Below are 18,443 nucleotides of genomic sequence, written 5' to 3' on the forward strand. Positions count from 1 at the left end.
GCTCCTCTGCCGAGGAGCGGAGACACCGACGCACCGGACCGCGGCCCTCCGGCCCCCTCCCGGGACGGAGGGCCGCGGTCGGGCGTGGTCGGGCGTGGTCGACAGGCCGCTACTGCCGGGACACGGCGGACGCGCCCCCGCGCAGCACGAACTTCTGGATCTTGCCGGTGGCCGTCTTCGGCAGCTGATCCACGAACTCCACCCGCGTGGGCGCCTTGAAGTGCGCCAGGTTGTCCCGGGCGAAGGCGATGAGCTCCTCCTCGGTGGCCGTGGCGCCCTCGCGCAGGACCACCGACGCCTTCGGCGACTCGCCCCAGCGCTCGTGCGGCACGCCCACGACCGCCGCCTCGAGGACGGACGGGTGCCGCAGCAGCACGCCCTCCACCTCGACGGAGGAGATGTTCTCCCCGCCGGAGATGATGACGTCCTTGATCCGGTCCTGGATCTCCACGTACCCGTCGGGGTGGGTGACCGCCGCGTCACCGGTGTGGAACCAGCCGTCCCCCATGGCCTTCTCGGTGGCCTCCGGGTCGTTGTAGTACCCCTTCATCACCACGTTGCCCCGCACGGTGATCTCCCCGACGGTGTTTCCGTCCCAGGGCACCTCGGCGCCGTCGGCGTCCACCACCCGCAGTTCTCCGGAGGTGATCAACTCGACGCCCTGGCGGGCCTTGACGGCGGCCCGTTCACGCGGGGGCAGGCCGGCGTGCTCGGCGCGCGGTTCGCACACGGTGATGAAGGGCGTGGTCTCGGTCAGCCCGTAGACGTGGGTGACGGTCCAGCCGAAGCCGTCCTCCAGACGTTCGATCGTGTCGGCGGCGGGTGAGGCCCCGGCCGTGACCACGTGGACACCGGCCGGGACGTCGCCCCGGACGTCCTCGGGGGTGTTGGACAGCATGATCAGCACGGTGGGCGCCGCGCACAGCCAGGTGACGCGCTCGGAGCGGATCAGTTCGTACACGGTTCCCGGGTCCATCGCGGGCAGGCACACGTGGGTGGCCGCGGCGGCGGTCACCGTCCACGTGTAGGTCCAGCCGTTGGCGTGGAACATCGGCAGGGTCCACAGGTACCGGTCGCCGACGTCGATCCGCAGGTGGAGCAGGGTGCCCACGGAGTTCATGTACGCGTTGCGGTGGGTGATCATCACGCCCTTGGGCCGGGCCGTGGTCCCGCTGGTGTAGTTGATGGTGAGGAGGTCGGTCTCGGCGATCTCGGGACGGGTGAAGTCCGGGGTGGCCTCCGCGACGAGTGTCTCGTAGTCCTCCCATCCCGGGCGCGCGCCCTCCAGGGCGACGAACCGCTCCACGTCCGGCATCCGGTCGCGGACGCCGTCCACGGCGTCGAGCTGGTCGGCGTGCACGCACAGCACGCGGGCGCCGGAGTGGTTGACGATGTAGACGAAGTCGTCCGCCGACAGCCGGAAGTTGACCGGTACCAGCACCGCGCCGAGCTGCGGTACCGCGTAGAAGGACTCCAGCTGGGCGTGGGTGTTGGGGGAGATGTAGGCGACACGGTCGCCCTTGGCGACCCCCATGTGCTGGAGAGCCGAGGACCAGCGGTCGCACCGGTCGAAGAACTCCTCGTAGGTGAGCCGGAGGTCCCTGTCGACCACCGCCTCGCGCCGGGGGTGCAGTCTGCGGGTCCGGCGGGCGAACTCCAGGGGAGTCAGGGCGAGTTCCATGGTGCCGTGGTGCCTTTCTGCGTCGGCGACGGTCGGAGTACTGCGGAAGCCAGCGGTGGTCGGGGCGTCGGTGGTCCGGTCACCGGAGACCGGATTCTCGGGCGGGGGTCGGGCTCGGCGTCGGGCTTGGCGTCGGGCTCGGTTCTGGATGAGACTCACGTCACATGGAACACGATACGGGTATGCGGTGACTCGGGCATATCGCGTGGACGCGGGAGGTACACGGGGGTGCGGCCGGTCGGCGGTTCGGGGTCAGAGCGCCAGGAGGAGTACGCCGGTGACGACGATGACGGCGGCCGAGACCCGCACCCGTCCGAACCGTTCCCCGAACAGCAGGGTCCCCAGCACCGCGGCGAAGATGATGCTGGTCTCGCGTAGCGCCGCGATGCCCGCGACCGCGCCGGTCAGCTGGGCCCACAGCACGGTTCCGTAGGCGAACGCGCTGACAGCGCCGCCCAGGAGGCCGACCTTCCAGATCGGCTTGAGCTGACGGGGGAGCGCGCCGCGACGGGTGAAGGCCGCCACCAGGAAGAACACGGGTCCCTGGAGGATCATGATCCACGTGATGTAGCCCAGTGGATCCTGGGTCAGGCGGACCCCGTAGGCGTCGACCACGGTGTAGACGGCGATGCCCAGGCCGGTCGCGAAGGCCGCCAGCAGTGCGGGGAGCTGTGCCCGTGTGGGACGTCCGCCCGCGAAGACCAGGGTCATCAGCCCGGCGGAGACGACCAGGACTCCGGCGAGGTCGGACGCGGCCATCGACTCGCCGAGAAGGGCGGTCCCGCCCAGGGCGACGACCCACGGGGCCGTGCCCCGGGCCATCGGGTACACCTGGCCGAACTCGCCGGTGTGGTAGGAGAGCATCAGCAGGCTCAGGTACAGCAGGTGGGTGACCAGTGAGGCCAGCAGGACCGGCCAGGCCTCGCGGGGCGGCGGTCCCACGAACGCGAGCACGGGCAGGGCCGCGAGCATGCCGCCGAGGCCGATCAGGGCGAAGCCGAGCAGGCGGTCGGTGATGGCGTGGGCGATCGCGTTCCAGCCCGCGTGCAGCAACGCGGCGACCAGGACCGCGGCCACCACGGACGGGGTCATCGGAGGGGGCCGTGGTCGGAGCTGGAGCCGGAGCCGTGGAGGGAACCGGTGCCCGGGCCGGGGGTGCTGGAGGGGGAGGAAGGCATCCGCTCAGGCTAGGTGGTGGTCCACAGGCCGGGGATGGCGGGGTGGGGCCGGGGCGCGGAGGGCATACCTGTCACGGGGGACGTGTTCCACGGCGCGGAAGCCGAGCACCCCCATCAACAGCATGCCTCTCCCCGGCGCCGTCCACCGCCCCGCCGTCCCGCCTGTGGACAACCCTCCTGTTCCTCGCCTCCCCTCCGACGGGTACGCGCCGCGTCTGTCCTCCGTGCCGTGCCTCCCCGGGGCACCCTCTCGCGTTCCCCGCCACCCCCGGTGTTCCTTCGTGCCTCACTTCCGTCCCACGGGCCGGTCTGCGGCTCCGCTCCTTGGCGGTCCTTCGCGCCGGGATCCAGCCCGCCGAACCACGCTTTCCCGGGAAGCCCGTTCCCCGTACTCCGGTGGGCCGCCTCGCTTCTCGGGCCCGCTGGAAGGCCGCTTCCCGGGCCTGTCCACGTCCACGGGGTCCAGACCCCGCCCCACGGCGCCCCGAGGTCGTCGCGCCGCTCCCCGGCCCGGAGCCGCGCCTCGGCCCGGCGCCGCTCCCTCAGGTCCGGCGGCGGGTGCGGGCGTTGGTCGGGGCGATGTGGTGGTTGCGCAGGTGCTCGTAGACGATCGACGCGCGCACGTCGGCGACCTCGGGGCGCTCGGTCAGCTTGTCGATGACGAACGCGTACAGGCTGTTGTTGTCCGGCAGGGCCACGTGGATGAGGAAGTCCTCGCTGCCCGAGGTCACGAACACCGACAGGGTGTCGGGCAGTGAGCGCACCCAGTCGCGGAAGGCCTCGATGTTGTGCCGTGAGGGCTTCACCACGCTCACGGTGATGAGCGCCTGGACCGGTCGGCCGATCTTCTCCAGGTCCACGTCCAGGAGTGAGCCGCGGATCACACCCCTTTCCCGCAGCGCACGGGTCCGATCCAGCGCCGTCGTGGGCGAAGCGCCGACCGCGGCGGCCACGTCGCGGTTGGTTTTCCGTGCGTCCGACTGGAGTTCGGCCAGAATCGCCGTATCAAGTTCGTCAAGATCAGGCATGTGCGCACTATAGCCGATAGAAGTACGGATAGTTGTTTGCCTGTCCGGTTTATGGCTAACCTTTAAGGGCAAAGGTCGTATTTGGCTCGCCAGGAAGCGATCCTTCCGAGGCAGGCACCGTCGCCCCCGCCGGTCGGCCCCGCTCCGGTGCGATGACGCACCACCGCAGAGCATCACCGCAGAACACAAGGGACGTCCGTACCGTGAGACCTTCCTCCGTCGCGGCCATCACCGACCGACCGTCGGTTCGCCCGCGCATCACGGGCCGCATCCTGGCCCTGGCCGCCGTCGTCTGCGCGGCCCTGAACCTGCGCCTGGTGGTCACCTCCCTGTCACCCCTGCTGACCACCGTCGGCGGGGAGCTCGGCTTCACCACCGCCGTCGTCAGCGTCCTCGGCACCCTGCCCCTGGTCGCCTTCGCCGTCTTCGGCCTGGTCACGCCCCTGATCATGCGCCGCCTGGGTGCCGAGTCCACCGCCGTGCTCAGCATGCTGCTGACCGGACTCGGCCAGCTCCTGCGCGCCTTCTCCCCGGGGACCGGCACCCTGTTGCTGCTCACCAGCGTCGCCCTCGCCGGCGCGGCACTCGGCAACGTCGTGATCCCGCCGCTGATCAAGCAGTACTTCCCCGACCGGCTGGCCGCCCTGAGCACCGTCCAGATGGTCGCCATCCACGTCGGCGCCCTGTTCCCGCCGCTGGTCGCCATCCCCCTCGCCGAGGCCGCGGGCTGGCGCTTCGCCCTGGGCTGCTGGTCGGTCGTTGCCCTGGCCGCCGCCGTGCTGTGGGCGGTTCAGCGCGGGCGCCCGCGTCCGGTGGCCGCCACCGCACCACCGGCCGGCGGTCCCGCCCTGGCCCGTCCGATCTGGCGGGTCGGTATGGCCTGGCGGATGGCCCTGCTCTTCGGCATGGTCACCTGGAACGTCTTCGTCCTCTTCACCTGGCTGCCCACCCTGGTCACCGAAGCCGGGCACACCCCGGCCATGGCCGGGAGCATGGTCTCCCTGATGGTCGGGACCAGCCTGCTGTTCGGCCTGGTGGCGCCCACGGTCACGCTGCGGGCCGCGAACACCTTCCCGATCGTGGCGCTCGGCCTGACCGGGTACGCGGTCGGTTACCCGGGCATCGCCCTGACACCCCAGTGGACGCCCCTGTGGGTGATCGCCCTGGGGCTGGGCACCAGCCTGTTCGTGGTCACCATGACGATGATCAACGCGCGCAGCACCACACCGCAGGGCGCGGCGGCCCTCTCCGGGTTCGTGCAGGGCGCGGGCAGCGGCGTCGCGCTGGGCGGCCCGCTCCTGTTCGGCCTGGTCAGCGAACTGACCGGAGGCTGGACCGCCTCGTACGTGCTGGTGGCCGGTGGTTCCCTGGCCGTCGCGTTCGTCGTCGCCCACATCGAGCGCACGCCCTGGAGCATCGAGGCCGCGGCGGCCGGACGCCGCCCCTGAACACCTTCCCGGGGCTTCCACGGGGGGAGTCCCGGGGCCGGTGTCCCCGCCGCGGTGCCCGGGGGTCGCCGAACCGGCTTGACCCTGCCGTAGCGTCAACTTCTAACGTCGGCGGCATGAGTGAGCACACCGTACCCACCATCGACCGGACCATCTACCCCATGCCGATGTTCGCCACCCTCCAGGTCGCGGACGTCGCGGCGGCCGAGGCGTTCTACCAGGCCGTCGGCTTCGTCTCCCTGGCCGCCATTCCGGGGCCGGACGGGAGCCCCGCCGTGGTCCACCTGCGTCGGGAGAGGTACCAGGACCTCCTGATCACACCCGGCGAGCCGAGATCCGGCAGCACCACGGTGAGCTTCAACGCGGCGGGGCAGGACCTCGGGGCGCTGGCGGACGCGCTCCGTTCCGCCGCGCCGGAGGGCGCCCACGTCGAGGGCCCCGCGGACACCCCCTGGTTCACCTCCGACCTGACCATCGACGATCCCGACGGGAACCGGGTGATCCTCACGGCACCCCGCGAGGCGGAGATGGGGCACGCCCGGGAATGGGCCCGGGAGAACATCGAGGGCGACTTCGTCGTCGAGGACCGGCGGGGCGAACGCCCCTGAGGCCCGGGCAGGAGGACTCCGTGGAGTGGACCATCCAACAGGTCGCGCACAGCGCCGGTGTGAGCAGCCGAACGCTGCGCCACTACGACGACATCGGCCTCCTTCCCCCCTCCCGGGTGGGTGACAACGGCTACCGCTACTACGACGCGGCCGCGGTGGCACGTCTCCAGCGCGTCCTCCTGCTGCGTGACCTCGGCCTGGGCCTGCCCGCCATCGCGGACGTCCTGGACCGGCAGCAGGATGAGGAGGCGGCCCTGCGCAACCACATCGGGCTCCTCGAAGCCGAGCGTGACCGCCTGGACCAGCGGATCCGAGCCGTCCGGCGCACCCTCGACGCCCGGCGCTCCGGCAGGGACGGCTCCATGGAGATGATGCTGGAGGGCTTCAACGACCCCTACCGGGACGAGGTCATCGCCCGCTGGGGCGAGCGCGTCTTCCAGGAGAGCAACGACTGGTGGCACGGGAAGAGCCTGCGCGAGCAGCGGGACTGGAAGCAGGACACCGACCGCCTGGTCGCGGGGTGGATCGAGGCCTGGGAGGACGGGGTGTCGCCGACCTCGGACCGCGCGCAGGCGATGGCCGCCCGGCACGTGGAGTGGCTCCGCCGGATCCCGGGGACCCCGGTGGCCGAGGGGGACCGCGAGCGTTCCATCGAACTCGTGCGCGGTCTGGGCCGCCTGTACGTCGAGGATCCGAACTACGCCGCCACCTACGGGGGCACGGACGGCGCCGTGTTCGTCCGCGACTCCCTCGACGAGTACGTCCGTCTCTCCATGTGACGGTCCGCACGCCCCGTGGCCGGACCCGGCCACACATGCGCGTGCACCGCGATGCCGTTCCCGGCTCCTTCCCGCGTTTCCCCTGGCAGCCGTGGCCTTCCGGATTCCCCGGGTTTCCCACCGACCGCGGGGAGGTCCACGTCACGGACGGAACCGGGGGTGCGCGGGAGTTCCGGTCCCACCTGGTCAACGACCGCGGTCGGCTCCGTGCGGCGGCCGCCGTCACACCGTTCCGGGTGCCGGGGAAACGGGGACTACACCATCGCCGGAGTGGATTTTTCCGGACGAGCTTCTCGATACTCTCCGTGTAGAGAACAAAGCTCGCTAATACGGTCAATGCGCGCATAATGACGGCATGAGAACCACACCCCTCGACAGGTTCGCCCTCCGGGCCTGCGGACGGGGCAGTCGATCGCGATGACGGCGGAACAGGCCCGTCCATCCCGATCCCCCGGCCAGGACCCGCCGGTCGACGGCGTGGAGCGGTTCGTCCCCCTCGTCCGCAACCGCGACTTCCAGATCCTCTGGAGCAGTCGGTTCCTCGCCGGACTCGGCAAGGAGAGCGGCGAGATCGCCTACCCCCTCCTCGCGCTCCTCATCGCGGGATCGGCGACGCAGGCGGGCGTCATCGGGGCCGCCCAGGTCACCACCGCCATGGTCACGGCCGNCTCACTCGCCGACCGGGCCAACCGCAGGACGGTACTGCTGTGCTGCGACCTCGGGCGGCTCGCGCTGCTCTCGCTCTTCGCGCTCCTGCTGGCCACCGACAACGTCACGCTCCCCGTGATCGTGGGCGTCGCGGCCTGCTCGGCGGCGATGATGGGCGTCTCCAACCCCGTCGCGATGGCCTCCGTCAAACAGCTGGTCCCGGCCCCGCAGATGGCCGAGGCCTCGGCCCAGAACCAGATCCGCCTCTTCACCACGACCGCACTCGGAGCGCCCCTCGCAGGATCCCTGTTCGGCCTGGGGCGGGTCTTCCCCTTCGCCGCCGAGGCCCTCACCTATCTGGTGTCGGCGCTCCTGATGCTGCTCGTCCGCCGCCCCATGCAGGCGCACCGCGAGGACACCACCGAACAGTGGACCCCGCACGGCATGGTCAGCGGTTTCACCGTGCTGATCCGGCACCCGATCCTGCGCCCGATGATCCTGTGGATCGTCGGCTTCAACCTGTGTTTCGCCCAGACCGGCGCCTTCCTGGCCCTCATCGCGACCGCCGAGAGCCAGGGCGCCAGCCACCTCCAGACGGGGCTGACCGTCTCCCTGGCCGGGACCGGCGGCCTGCTCGGCGCGCTGGCCGCCGGTGCGGTCGTCAGGTGGGTCCGCCCGTCGGCCACCTTCCTCACCGCGGCCTGGTCCGCCCCGGTGTGCGCGCTAGGACTCCTGGTCGCGCCCAACGTGATGTCGCTCGGAGTGCTGGTGGGCTGTGTGTTCGCCATCGCGCCGTGCGTGAACGCCGTGTTCTACGGTTACGTCGCCGCTTCGGTCCCCGACGCCTACCAGGGGCGTGTGCTGGGCGCGGTGACGTTCATGGCCCTGGCCTCCCAGCCGCTGGGCATCCTCGGGACCGGCGTGATCTTCGACCACGCAGGACCCACCTGGGTGTTCCTGACGATGGCGCTGGTCTCGGCGCTCGCCGCCCTGCTCAGCCTCTCCCCGGTCATACGTAACCTGCCCCGCCCGGAGGAGGTGGCCGTGGCCTGACCCGCGGCCCCGCCTCCGCTGACCCGGGCCGCTCGACCTCGCGGCCCCCGTGGCCCGACCGGTCAGCCCTCGAAGGGCATCGCCATGATCGGCTCGGAGGTCGGCTGCTCCGACCCCCTCGGGCTCGGTGATGACCTCCCCGCCCTGGAGTGGGGCGAACGCGCCGTCCTCCGGGTCGGACGGGGCGTGGCGCCCCTCGACCACGTGGTGGATCAGCGACCCGGTCAGCTGCTCCTGGTCGGCGGGCAGGGCGTCCGGGTCCTCCTGCGGGATCTCCCGAACGCGGCGTTGGCCGGGGCGAGGACGGTGATGTCCTCGGCCGAGTCGAGCGTGTCGACCAGCTCGGCGGCGCCCAGTGAGGCGACCACGGTGAGCAGCCCCACGACCGTTCCGACGACGACCCGTCGCCTGTCGCGTGGCGGGGTGTTCCCGCGTGTCTCGGTGATCACGTGGGGGATTCGTGGCCGACGCGGGGGCGGATGGGTCGTCCCCGAAAGATTTTCCCGGACGGCCCTCCGAGGGGACCGGAGGGCCGGTCATATCCCGCCAACACGGGACAGTCCGGTCGGTTCGGCTCCGCGAGTGCAGGAAGATGTTGCCCGTACGTCTCCTCAATGATCGGAGTTCCCCCACATGGCGCGGAAGTCGCCCCTCACCCTGGTCGCGCTGACGCTCTCGGGCAGCCTCCTGCTCAGCGGATGCACGGTCACCGCGGACATATCCGACTGGTGGTCAGAGACGTTCGGAGACGCGTCGGGGCCGCCCGAGGTCACGGAGGAGTTCCCCTACGTCCGCGAGGGCCGGATCTTCCAGGACACCGGGCGGGACAACGAGATGCGCTTCGCCATCACCGGCCTGGAGCGCACCGACGAGTACACCGTCATGTACTACGAGGTCACCTACCTCGACGAGTTCTCCGGCGCCAACCGGAACCTGAGCATGGCCCACACCCTGGTCGACCCGCTCACCGGACGCGTCTACCGGGAGTTCCTGGACGAGGAGGGCCTCAAGTACGGTTCCGAGAGCCCCAACCAGGACGGCCTGTACCCGGTGTTCGACGGGGTCACCAACGAGTACGTGCGCTACTACCCGCGCCTGCCCGACGAGGTCGGGCAGGTCACCTTCACCGGCAGCGGCCTCGGCGCCATGACCGGCATCCCCGTCCAGGACGTGGAGGAGGAGCGGACGGACCCGGAGGACCCCAACGGGAGCGAGCACCTCACCCCCGACAACCCGCCGCCGTCCGGTGAGAACCTCACCTTCGCCAACCGCCGCCCCGACGAGGAGGCCGTGGCCGACCAGGGCTGGGTGCAGAGCTTCGTCGACTCCGAGCTCGCCTCCACCACCCGCGACGGTGACCGGGAGATCATCTCCCTGCACTCCGACGTCATGTTCGAGTTCGACCGCGCGGACCTGACCCCCGAGGCCGAGGACGTGGTGCGCCGCGCCGCCACCACCCTGGCCGAGAACGTCGACCCCGAAGAGCCCGTCATCACCGTCATCGGCCACACCGACGGCATCGGCGACGAGGCCTACAACGACAACCTGTCGGTGGAACGCGCCGAGAACGTGCGCGACCTGCTCGCCGAGGAGCTGGGCGGCGGTTACGAGCTGGAGGTGGAGGGGCGCGGCGAGGACGAGCCCATCGCCCGCGAGGGCGGCCCCGACGACGAGCAGGCGCGGGCCCGCAACCGGCGCGTGGAGTTCTCCTACGTCTTCGACGACACGGTGGCGGCGACGGAGGAAGAGGAGTACGACGACGACGGCCTGGGCGCGGCCCAGCGCAACGTCACCTGGCCCGCGCCCTACGAGGACGACCCGGGCTCGGTGGTGGCCGAGGGCGAGCTGGACGGGGTGCGCCTGGAGGTCCACCCGCTGCGCCGCGACGGTGCCTACCTCATCGGCACCGTGGCGCTGACCAACACCACCGACGAGCCGACCATGCCCGAGATGGGCGGCCGTGAGGCCCTCCAGGCGGGCGGCCCCGAGCAGTTCAACAAGGGCACGCTCGGCGGCTTCCAGCTGCTGGAGCCGGAGAGCGGCCTGGTGCGGTACGTGGCCCGGATGGACTTCGGCGACGGACGCTACAGCAGCTTCGCCGAGGAGGTCCACATGCTCCAGCCCGGCAACACCTACAGCCTGGTCGCGGTGTTCCCCGCGCCGCCGGTGGACGTGGAGGAGCTGACCCTGCGAGCGGGCCCGTTCGGTGAGTTCGAGGAGATCCCCGTGGAGTACTAGCAACCGGCCGGAGGTGTCGCGGCTGTGACACGAGGGACCTGACCTGCGCTGATCCCGTACCTATCGGCCCGCCTCGACCGTGGGGCCCCGCCACGGGTACGGGACCACGTGCGGGGCGCCGGGACGGGGAGACCCGACCGGGGCCGTCCGGAGGACACGGGAGGGGGTCACCGCACGGTGGCCCCCTCCGGTGTTCGCGCTGTCAGCCCCGGACCTGCTCGGCGGCCAGCATGACCACCCGCTCCAGGTCCTCACGCGGCACCTCGTCGCCGTAGGCGATCGCCGTGACGTACATGTCGCCGGGCAGTGACAGGTACAGGTGGCGGCTGGAACCGTCCACGGTGCCCACGTACTCCAGGTCACCGCCCAGGGAGTCGGCCTCGTCGGTGTGGTAGGTGTCCACGTCCACGTCGATGTCCACCTCCCAGTTCATCTGCTCCTGCTCGCCCGGCACCCGCACCACGTCCGGGTTGGTGCTCGGGTCCGCGTTCAGGGTGAACACGAGGGTGAACGAGGGCGTGCCGGGCTCCGTGCCGCCGTCGCTGAACGAGCACACCACCTGTTCGGCGTCGTCTACGCCCTCCACCCCGCCGATCTCCTCGGTCAGGACGGTGCCGGGGGCCAGGTCGCCGACGACCTCGGCGGCACCGGCGGCCTCGCACGACTCGGGCAGCGCGTACTCCGGGGCGGCCTGCTCCTGCGCCTCCTCCTCGGGGCTCGGGCTGGCACTGGCCTCCTCCTCCGGCGGCTCATCGCCGTCCCCGGCGGAGAGGCTGAGGTCCATGTCGAACTCGTCGAGGTCGATCACGTCGAAGCCGACGAGGACGAAACCGCCGACGACGGCGACGACGGCGGGCGTGCCCAGGCACGACAGGGGAGTGGACGGGATCAGGCGCATGGGTGGCTTTCGGTTCGGGGAGCGCCGGGCGGAGGGAGAGGCTCCGGCGGGGGACACACGCAACCTAGCAAGTTCCCGACACGGTCACGTCGGTGGTGGTTCGCCCGATGCGTCCGACGTGCGCTTCCCCGTCGCGTCCGTCCGGTGACTCCGTGCGGAACCGGCGCACGGAGGGCGTCCCCGCCGCCTCTTACGTAGGGCGGCGGGGATGGCGCGAACCGGTGCGCTACATGTTGATCATGTGACCGGCCAGGCCGTGCACGGCCTCCTTGACCGCCTCGCTGAGCGTGGGGTGCGCGTGGATGTTGCGCGCGACCTCGTGCACGGTCAGGTCCCACTGCTGGGCCAGGGTGAGCTCGGGCAGCAGCTCGGTGACGTCCGGACCGATCATGTGCGCGCCGAGGAACTCCCCGTACTTGCCGTCGGAGAGGATCTTGACGAAGCCGCGGGTGTCCCCGAGCCCGTGCGCCTTGCCGTTGGCCATGAACGGGAACTTGGCGACCTGGACGTCGTAACCGGCCTCCTTCGCCTCCTTCTCGCTGTAGCCGAAGCTGGCGATCTGGGGCTGGCAGTAGGTGGCGCGCGGAATGAACCGGTAGTCGATCTCCTGGGTCTCGGCGTCCGCGATGGTCTCGGCGGCGACGATGCCCATGGCCTCGGCGGTGTGGGCCAGCATGAGCTTGGCGGTGACGTCACCGATCGCGAAGACGTGCGGGACGTTGGTGCGGCCCCGGGAGTCGATGGCGATGGCTCCCCGCTCGGTCAGCTCCACACCGGTCTTCTCCAGGCCGTAGCCCTCCACGTTGGGGGAGAAGCCGATCGCCTGGAGGAGCTTGTCGGCCTCCAGGACCTGCTCCTTGCCGTCACTGCTCACGGTGACGCGGACGCCCTCGCCGGTGTCCTCCACCGACTCCACGCGGGTGGAGGTCATCACCTTGACGCCCAGCTTCTTGTAGGCGCGGGCCAGCTCCTTGGAGACCTCCTCGTCCTCCGTGGGCACGATGCGGTCGAGGAACTCCACGATCGTCACGTCCACGCCGTAGTTGGCCAGGACGTAGGCGAACTCGACGCCGATGGCGCCCGCGCCGGCGATGACGATGCTCTCGGGCAGGGTGTCGGTGAGGATCTGCTCCTCGTAGGTGACGACCCGCTCGGACAGCTCGGTGCCGGGCAGCAGCTTGGTGGAGGAGCCCGCCGCGATCACCGCGTGGTCGAAGGTGACGGTCTCGGCGCCGTCCTCACCGCTGACCTCGATGGTGTGGTCGTCGGTGAAGGTGCCCCGGCCCTCGATCTCGGTGATCTTGTTCTTCTTCATCAGGTAGTGGACGCCCTTGACGCGGCCCTCCGCCACCTCGCGGCTGCGGCTGTGCGCCTTACCGAAGTCGAACTCGACCTTGCCGTCGACCCTGATACCGAAGAAGTCGGCGTCGTTGTGGAACAGGTGGGCGAGTTCGGCGTTGCGCAGCAGTGCCTTGGAGGGGATGCAGCCCACGTTGAGGCAGACTCCGCCCCAGTACTTCTCCTCGATGACGGCCGTGTTGAGGCCGAGCTGGGCAGCCCGGATGGCGGTGACGTAGCCACCGGGTCCCGCGCCGAGAACCACCAGATCGAAGTGTCGTTGTCCCATGACGGGATCTCCTTGAGCGTGTTTGTGACGCACCCAGCGCAGTCGGCTTGCCCGGGTTGTCGGATTGCCGAACGCCAGCCTAGCCGGGTGCCCGTCGCACGTGGGTGACCAGCCGCGTCCATGGTGGCATGTTCCGTGATCATGCCTGGTCACGGCGGGCCTCGTGTGTGCGGAGACGGACGGATCGGCGGTCGGTCGGGAACCGCGCGGGGGCGGGGCGGGGTCCGGCCTCCGGCGTCAGCCCCGTGCCTCCTCCTCCTCCTTCTCCTTCTCCTTCGCGCGCTTCCTCTCCGCGCGGTTCTGCTTGATCACGGGAGCGAAGGCCATGACGAAGACGATGCCGAGGGTGAACCAGAGGGCGTACCTGTCGACCATGAGGACGATGTCGACCCCGGCCTGCCCCGCCGCGTAGCCGACGGAGGCCACGACCCCGGTGAGGAGCAGGGCGCCGAGGGCGTCCCACAGGAGGAGGGGCACCAGCCGCATCCCGGTCCAGCCCGCGCTGACGAGGACGAGCATGGTGGGAACGCCCGGCACGTAACTCAGGACGATGGCGCCCCGCATGATCCACGGGTTCATGTTCTGGGCCCTGTCCGCGAAGCGCTGCGCCTTGTCCCCCGGCGCGACGAGGTTGATGAAGTTACGACCCCATCGCCGTCCCATCCACCAGAACAGCCAGTCGAACTTGATCTTGCCGACGACACCCGCCACCACGACGAGCCACAGCGGGATCTCCCCGATCCGCGCGAACGCCGCGGCGGCGCCGATACCCGCGTTGCTGCCGGTGACGAACTCCAGCAGGACCGGGTGCTCGGCGATGAGGAGGGGCTTCAACGGCGTCATCGCGAGGAGGAAGAGGGGAATGACGACGAAGAAGGTCAGCAGGGCCTTGTCCTGCCGGGCCGCCTTGCCCTTCCAGAGCTTGATGGCCTCCAGGGCCTCCCTGGCCTCCTCCTCCTTCTGTTTCCTCCTCCGCTCCTCCTCCGACAGGGGAGCGTCGTTCCCGTCCGAAGGGTCCCGTTCGGTTCGCGCGGCCTCGGAACCGGTGTCCGGGGGGTCGCCGTTCGCTGTCGTCGCCATACCACCAAGCCTCGCTGATCGAACGGTGCGTTCGTAGACGCGGGAGTCACCATGTCGGTGTGAGAGCCGACGGTCCCACGGCATGACACATGTCATACGACGGTGGGGTCGCGTCCGCCGGGCCCCGGTGCCCGGGCACCCGGGTCAGTGCGGGGAGTCGGGCGGCGTGGGCCACTTCCAGCCCGGAGCCCACGCCCAACTGTCCGAGACACCCGGCGGCATGGGCGGGAGCAGGCGCGCGCCGGGGCGCTGGTCGTCGGCGGGCTTCGCGGCCTCCACCGGTTCCCCGCTTCCGGCCCGGTCCACCGGAGTCGGGGAGCGCCGGTCCTCCCACGGCTCCGCGGCCCCGCCCGTGTGCGCGGTGCCGCGGCCCCCGGCCCGTTCCGCCGCTTCCGGGGGACGCCAGTCATCGTCCAGGGGGCTGGGGGACCGCCGGTCGTCCAGGAAGTCCGTCGGCTCCGGGGACCGCCAGCCCTCACCCAACGGGTCCGGGGCCGGTTCCGGGGTGTGCCAGTCGTCCCACGGCTGTGCGGACGCGTGCGGGGCGCCCCGTTCCCCGGCCTGCTCGGCCGCCCTCGGGGACCGCCAGTCCCCGTCCAGCGGATCCGCCTCTCCCGGGGACCGCCAGCCTCCCAGCGGATCCGCGAATTCGTCCGCGCCCACCGGTCCGGCGGTGTCCACGGGCTCCGGGAGCGGCTCGGAGGGCGGTGGTTCGGCGGCCCACGGACGCGGTTCGGGTTCCTCCTCGGAGGGCGCGTCGCGGAACGGCTCCCCCCACGGGTCGGGCGAGGGCGACGGGGCCTGCGGCTCGGACGGCGTGGAGGCCGACCGCCCCTCCTCGGGGTCCGGTTCCATGGACCGGAACGCGGCCGACATCGGTCCCGAGTCCACCTCGGCGAAGTGCGCGGCCACACCGAAGTGGCGGGGCGCCGGTGTCCGGTGGGACCCGGTCTCGTGCTCGATCGGCGGCGCCAGCGGATGGCGCACCGAACCGGCCGGGTGCATCCGCGCCCACCACGCCGCCGCCTCGTCGTGGCCCAGCTCCTCCAGGACCCTCAGCGATCCCCGGATGTGCGGGTGCCTGCGCCCCGCGCGCCAGGAATGGGTGAGCGACTGCGGCTCCAGCACCAGCACACGCTCCCCGCCGACCACCGGGACGTCCCCCGGGCACGCCTCGTTGCCCACCCACGTGCCGTCGCCGCCGACCAGGTCCCACTCGCCGCGCACGACGTCGGCCAACGGGTCCACGGGAGCGTCCAGGCACGCCGCGGTCCACCGGGGATCGGGCCGGGTGCCCGCCAGCAGCCTCCCCTCCTTGCCGATCAGCGCGTCCGCGAGCAGCGTGTGCAGCTGGAAGTTGTCGCCGATCCCGTCGAAGCGCACCCGGAAACCCCGCCACGAGGCCCGGTCCAGCACCAGGAGGGTGTCCGCCTCCGCCATCCGCAGCAGCTCGTTCACCTCGACGAACTCGCTGAGCTGTGTGGACAGCGCGTGCACGATCTGGGTGAGCCCCTCCAGGGCGCTGGCGTCGGCGCGCACGGCCGCCCGCACCTCGGAGTCGCCCAGCATGGCCTTGGCCGCGAGCCCGTAGCGCAGTGACGTCCACCAGCCCACGGTGGCCAGCGGCGCGTTGTCCCCGAGGACCTCCTCGACCCGGTGCTCGTCCGTCTCCGACACGTCGTTGGGCGTGGGCAGCGAACCGCCGCCGGTCTTGTCCCACGCGTGCATGAACGCCACCGCGGCCTGACCGTAACTTCCGAGCTGGCGCAGTACCTCCAGCCCCACCTGTCCCGCGGGGGCTCCTGCCTCCACCAGGGCTCCGGCCAGCACGGAGAGGTCGGCCGCGATGCCCGCGGCCGGTTCGCTGTCGCTCAGGACCGGCGCCAGAGCCTCCATGGCGATGGCGAGCTCTTCCACGGGCACCTGGGAGGACAGCCGGAACACGTCGTGCACGGCCGCCGGGAACCCGGGGGCCTGACTGGCTGCGGTGTCGAGCACACGTTGGAACGCGGCGCGGAACTCATCGGTCACCCGAGAATCCTTCCATATCCACACGTGGTGTCCGTTATCTGGTCACATGCGCCCATGCTGGACGCCACAGAGGGCGCCACGGAACGGACGTGCTCCCGCGCGTCCGGGCGGAGGGAGGCGCGCCGGGGCGGGCCGCGTGGCCGGTGGGGCCGGAACCGGAGCGAGCGGGTGCGGGGGTCAGCCGACTGTGGTGAACCGGACCTCGTGCCCGCCGCGGTCGGAGGCCAGGAAGTCCAGCAGCCGCAGGCCCTCCGTCTCCACCTCCTCGCGGTCGTCGCCCTCGATCGGCCGGAACGCGATGACCTCCAGGGCCGCCGTCCGCCTGTCGCGGACCACCTTCCAGGCACCGCGCACCTCGCCGTCGACCAGCACCGTGGCGGGCGGCATCCCGTTGCGGGCGGAGATCCGTCCCAGATCCTCGGCCGAGACCACCCGGCCGCGGTCGGCGTGGCCGCGTAGCAGGTTGTCGAAGTCGTAGAGGAAGCGCACGGGCGCGGGGACGTCCGGACCAGGGCGCGGGGCGCCGGGGAGGTCGAACAGTTCGGCGCCGTCCTCGCCGCGCAGGACCACGAGCCTTCCGCGCAGGCGGTCCACGACCTCGCGCAGCCGGGTCAGCCCCGACCACGCCTGCACGTCCTTCACGGTGGCCGGGCCGAACGCGGCCAGGTAGCGGAGCACGAGTGCGTCCGGGTCCGGACCGGCGGCCGCGGGCAGCCCGGTCCAGGTGTCGGCGGGCGCGAGCGCGGGCGGACCGGAGGCGCCCCAGACCCCGCGCGGGGGCACCTGGACGACGGGGAGCAGACAGCGGACCAGGTACGCGAGGTGGTTGCCGGGTACGTCGGGCCACCGCTCGGCCAGGTGCGCGCCCAGCTCGGTGGGGGTGAGCGGACCCTTCTCCAGGAGGGCGCGACCGGCCTCCACGACGGCCTCCGGGTCGACGCCCGCGGTGGCCCTCCCGTGGCTGCTGCCCGCCAGGTCCCTGGTCATGGCGGCCTGGACCGTGGGGCGCAACCAGCGCTGGTCCTCCGGGGTGACCAGATGGAGGGTGGAGCGCATCAGGGAGGTGCGGATGAGCTCGCCGTCGGTGAGCTGACGCCCGACACTCTCGGGGGAGAGGCCCTCGATCCGGTTCTGGAGGCCGACGTACCAGGTGTGCGTGGTCTGCGCCTGGAGGCCGACCAGGTGGGTGACGACCTCGGTGACCGGGCGGTCCACGCGCCGGAGGAGGAACTGGCGGGCGAGGGTGGCGCGGTTCAGTGCGCGCCGGGAGAGAACGGTGTCGGTGGCGGCCATCGCTCGGCTCCTCCAGGATTGCCTGTCGGTGGGGGAACCGTACCGGGCGGATAGGACGGAACGGGAGGAAGCGGAGAGGAGAGCGGTCCGTGTGGGGTGCCCCACGTGACCGATGGCTCATGGGACGACACTACAATCCGCAACGGACGTAACGACGTATACCGGAGGAGTTGCCCATGTCGTGGTCCGAGCAGTCGCGTGTCCAGTTGGAGAACGAGCACGTGCTGCTCACTCCGCTGGTGGAGACGGACCGCGAGGGGTGGCGTGCACAGGCCATAGACCCGGACATCTGGACGCACTTCGTGGTCCGTGTGGACGACGAGGCGAGTTTCGTACGGTTCTTCTACTCCTATCTGGCCGCCAGTGACGAGGGGAAACGCACGACGTTCACCATCACCGACAAGGCGAGCGGGCGCATCGCGGGCAGCACGAGCTACGGGAACATGTCCGAGGGCGACCAGCGCCTGGAGATCGGCAGTTCCTGGCTGGGGCGCGACTTCCGCGGTCGCGGGATCAACCACTGGTCGAAGTACCTGCTGATGCGGCACGCCTTCGAGGAGATGGGCACCGAACGGGTCGAGTTCAAGACCGACGTACTCAACGAGCGGGCCCGTCGCGGCCTGCGCGCCATCGGTGCCACGGAGGAGGGTGTGCTGCGCAGCTACAACCCCATGCCCGACGGTCACCGCCGGGACGCCGTGTACTACTCGGTGCTGCGCAACGAGTGGCCGGACGTGCGCGAGCGCCTGGAGGAGGGCCCGCGCTTCCGGTGACCCGGAACGCCGTCCGCCGACACCGATGACGTGACCGTCGCCGGTGCCGGGGACATCCGCGGCGGGCGCCCCCCGCCCCC

The 18,443-nt window shown here is 71.2% G+C and carries 15 protein-coding genes; 6 read left to right on the forward strand and 9 right to left on the reverse strand.

Going from position 1 to position 18,443, the window contains the following annotated elements:
• Positions 1 to 109 precede the first annotated feature (109 nt).
• The 3 genes from D455_RS0122380 to D455_RS31365 all read right to left on the reverse strand — a co-directional run bounded on the left by D455_RS0122380 (position 110) and on the right by D455_RS31365 (position 3,887).
• Entirely contained in the window at positions 110 to 1,681 is a 1,572-nt protein-coding gene (locus tag D455_RS0122380; RefSeq protein WP_017572920.1) for a long-chain-fatty-acid--CoA ligase, read from the reverse strand.
• Between the two features lie 252 nt (positions 1,682 to 1,933).
• On the reverse strand, positions 1,934 to 2,773 hold the full coding sequence (locus D455_RS0122385) for an EamA family transporter (protein ID WP_017572921.1): 840 nt from the start codon (positions 2,771 to 2,773) through the stop codon (positions 1,934 to 1,936).
• A 628-nt stretch (positions 2,774 to 3,401) separates the two neighbouring features.
• Positions 3,402 to 3,887, reverse strand: coding sequence for an Lrp/AsnC family transcriptional regulator (locus tag D455_RS31365; protein ID WP_026122883.1), 486 nt, complete (start codon positions 3,885 to 3,887; stop codon positions 3,402 to 3,404).
• 203 nt (positions 3,888 to 4,090) lie between these two features.
• On the opposite strand from D455_RS31365, the gene D455_RS0122395 reads away from it, so the two are divergent.
• The 4 genes from D455_RS0122395 (at position 4,091) to D455_RS0122410 (ending at position 8,423) form a co-directional block, all read left to right on the forward strand.
• Positions 4,091 to 5,335 carry an MFS transporter gene (locus D455_RS0122395; protein WP_017572923.1) on the forward strand — a complete coding sequence of 415 codons (1,245 nt, stop codon included), beginning with the start codon at positions 4,091 to 4,093 and terminating at the stop codon, positions 5,333 to 5,335.
• 116 nt (positions 5,336 to 5,451) lie between these two features.
• Entirely contained in the window at positions 5,452 to 5,943 is a 492-nt protein-coding gene (locus D455_RS0122400; protein ID WP_017572924.1) for a VOC family protein, read from the forward strand.
• A 20-nt stretch (positions 5,944 to 5,963) separates the two neighbouring features.
• Positions 5,964 to 6,722: a MerR family transcriptional regulator gene (locus D455_RS0122405; RefSeq protein WP_017572925.1), complete on the forward strand. Its 759-nt coding sequence runs from the start codon at positions 5,964 to 5,966 to the stop codon at positions 6,720 to 6,722.
• A 417-nt stretch (positions 6,723 to 7,139) separates the two neighbouring features.
• Positions 7,140 to 8,423, forward strand: a complete 1,284-nt coding sequence (locus D455_RS0122410) for an MFS transporter (RefSeq protein ID WP_017572926.1) — start codon at positions 7,140 to 7,142, stop codon at positions 8,421 to 8,423.
• 224 nt (positions 8,424 to 8,647) lie between these two features.
• On the opposite strand, the gene D455_RS32320 is transcribed toward D455_RS0122410, so the two are convergent.
• The gene (locus tag D455_RS32320; RefSeq protein ID WP_017572927.1) at positions 8,648 to 8,872 is read right to left on the reverse strand and encodes a fasciclin domain-containing protein; all 225 of its coding nucleotides are present in this window, start codon (positions 8,870 to 8,872) and stop codon (positions 8,648 to 8,650) included.
• A gap of 184 nt (positions 8,873 to 9,056) precedes the next feature.
• Between D455_RS32320 and D455_RS0122420 the strand changes: the two genes are divergently transcribed.
• Positions 9,057 to 10,661, forward strand: a complete 1,605-nt coding sequence (locus tag D455_RS0122420) for an OmpA family protein (RefSeq protein ID WP_017572928.1) — start codon at positions 9,057 to 9,059, stop codon at positions 10,659 to 10,661.
• Positions 10,662 to 10,863: 202 nt separating this feature from the next.
• On the opposite strand, the gene D455_RS0122425 is transcribed toward D455_RS0122420, so the two are convergent.
• The 5 genes from D455_RS0122425 to D455_RS0122445 all read right to left on the reverse strand — a co-directional run bounded on the left by D455_RS0122425 (position 10,864) and on the right by D455_RS0122445 (position 17,590).
• A complete protein-coding gene (locus D455_RS0122425) occupies positions 10,864 to 11,559 on the reverse strand; it encodes a hypothetical protein (RefSeq protein WP_017572929.1) in 696 nt (231 codons plus the stop codon).
• Positions 11,560 to 11,785: 226 nt separating this feature from the next.
• Positions 11,786 to 13,186, reverse strand: a complete 1,401-nt coding sequence (gene lpdA / locus D455_RS0122430; protein WP_017572930.1) for a dihydrolipoyl dehydrogenase — start codon at positions 13,184 to 13,186, stop codon at positions 11,786 to 11,788.
• 237 nt (positions 13,187 to 13,423) lie between these two features.
• Positions 13,424 to 14,266: a DedA family protein gene (locus tag D455_RS0122435; RefSeq protein WP_017572931.1), complete on the reverse strand. Its 843-nt coding sequence runs from the start codon at positions 14,264 to 14,266 to the stop codon at positions 13,424 to 13,426.
• A gap of 144 nt (positions 14,267 to 14,410) precedes the next feature.
• Entirely contained in the window at positions 14,411 to 16,297 is a 1,887-nt protein-coding gene (locus D455_RS0122440; protein WP_017572932.1) for a hypothetical protein, read from the reverse strand.
• Between the two features lie 177 nt (positions 16,298 to 16,474).
• Positions 16,475 to 17,590 (reverse strand): winged helix DNA-binding domain-containing protein, encoded by a 1,116-nt coding sequence (locus tag D455_RS0122445; RefSeq protein WP_017572933.1) that lies wholly within the window; start codon positions 17,588 to 17,590, stop codon positions 16,475 to 16,477.
• 176 nt (positions 17,591 to 17,766) lie between these two features.
• On the opposite strand from D455_RS0122445, the gene D455_RS0122450 reads away from it, so the two are divergent.
• On the forward strand, positions 17,767 to 18,363 hold the full coding sequence (locus tag D455_RS0122450; protein ID WP_017572934.1) for a GNAT family N-acetyltransferase: 597 nt from the start codon (positions 17,767 to 17,769) through the stop codon (positions 18,361 to 18,363).
• The last annotated feature ends 80 nt before the right edge of the window (positions 18,364 to 18,443 follow it).

Origin of the sequence: Nocardiopsis halotolerans DSM 44410 (genome assembly GCF_000341065.1) — a bacterium.
Taxonomy (GTDB): Bacteria; Actinomycetota; Actinomycetes; order Streptosporangiales; family Streptosporangiaceae; genus Nocardiopsis; species Nocardiopsis halotolerans.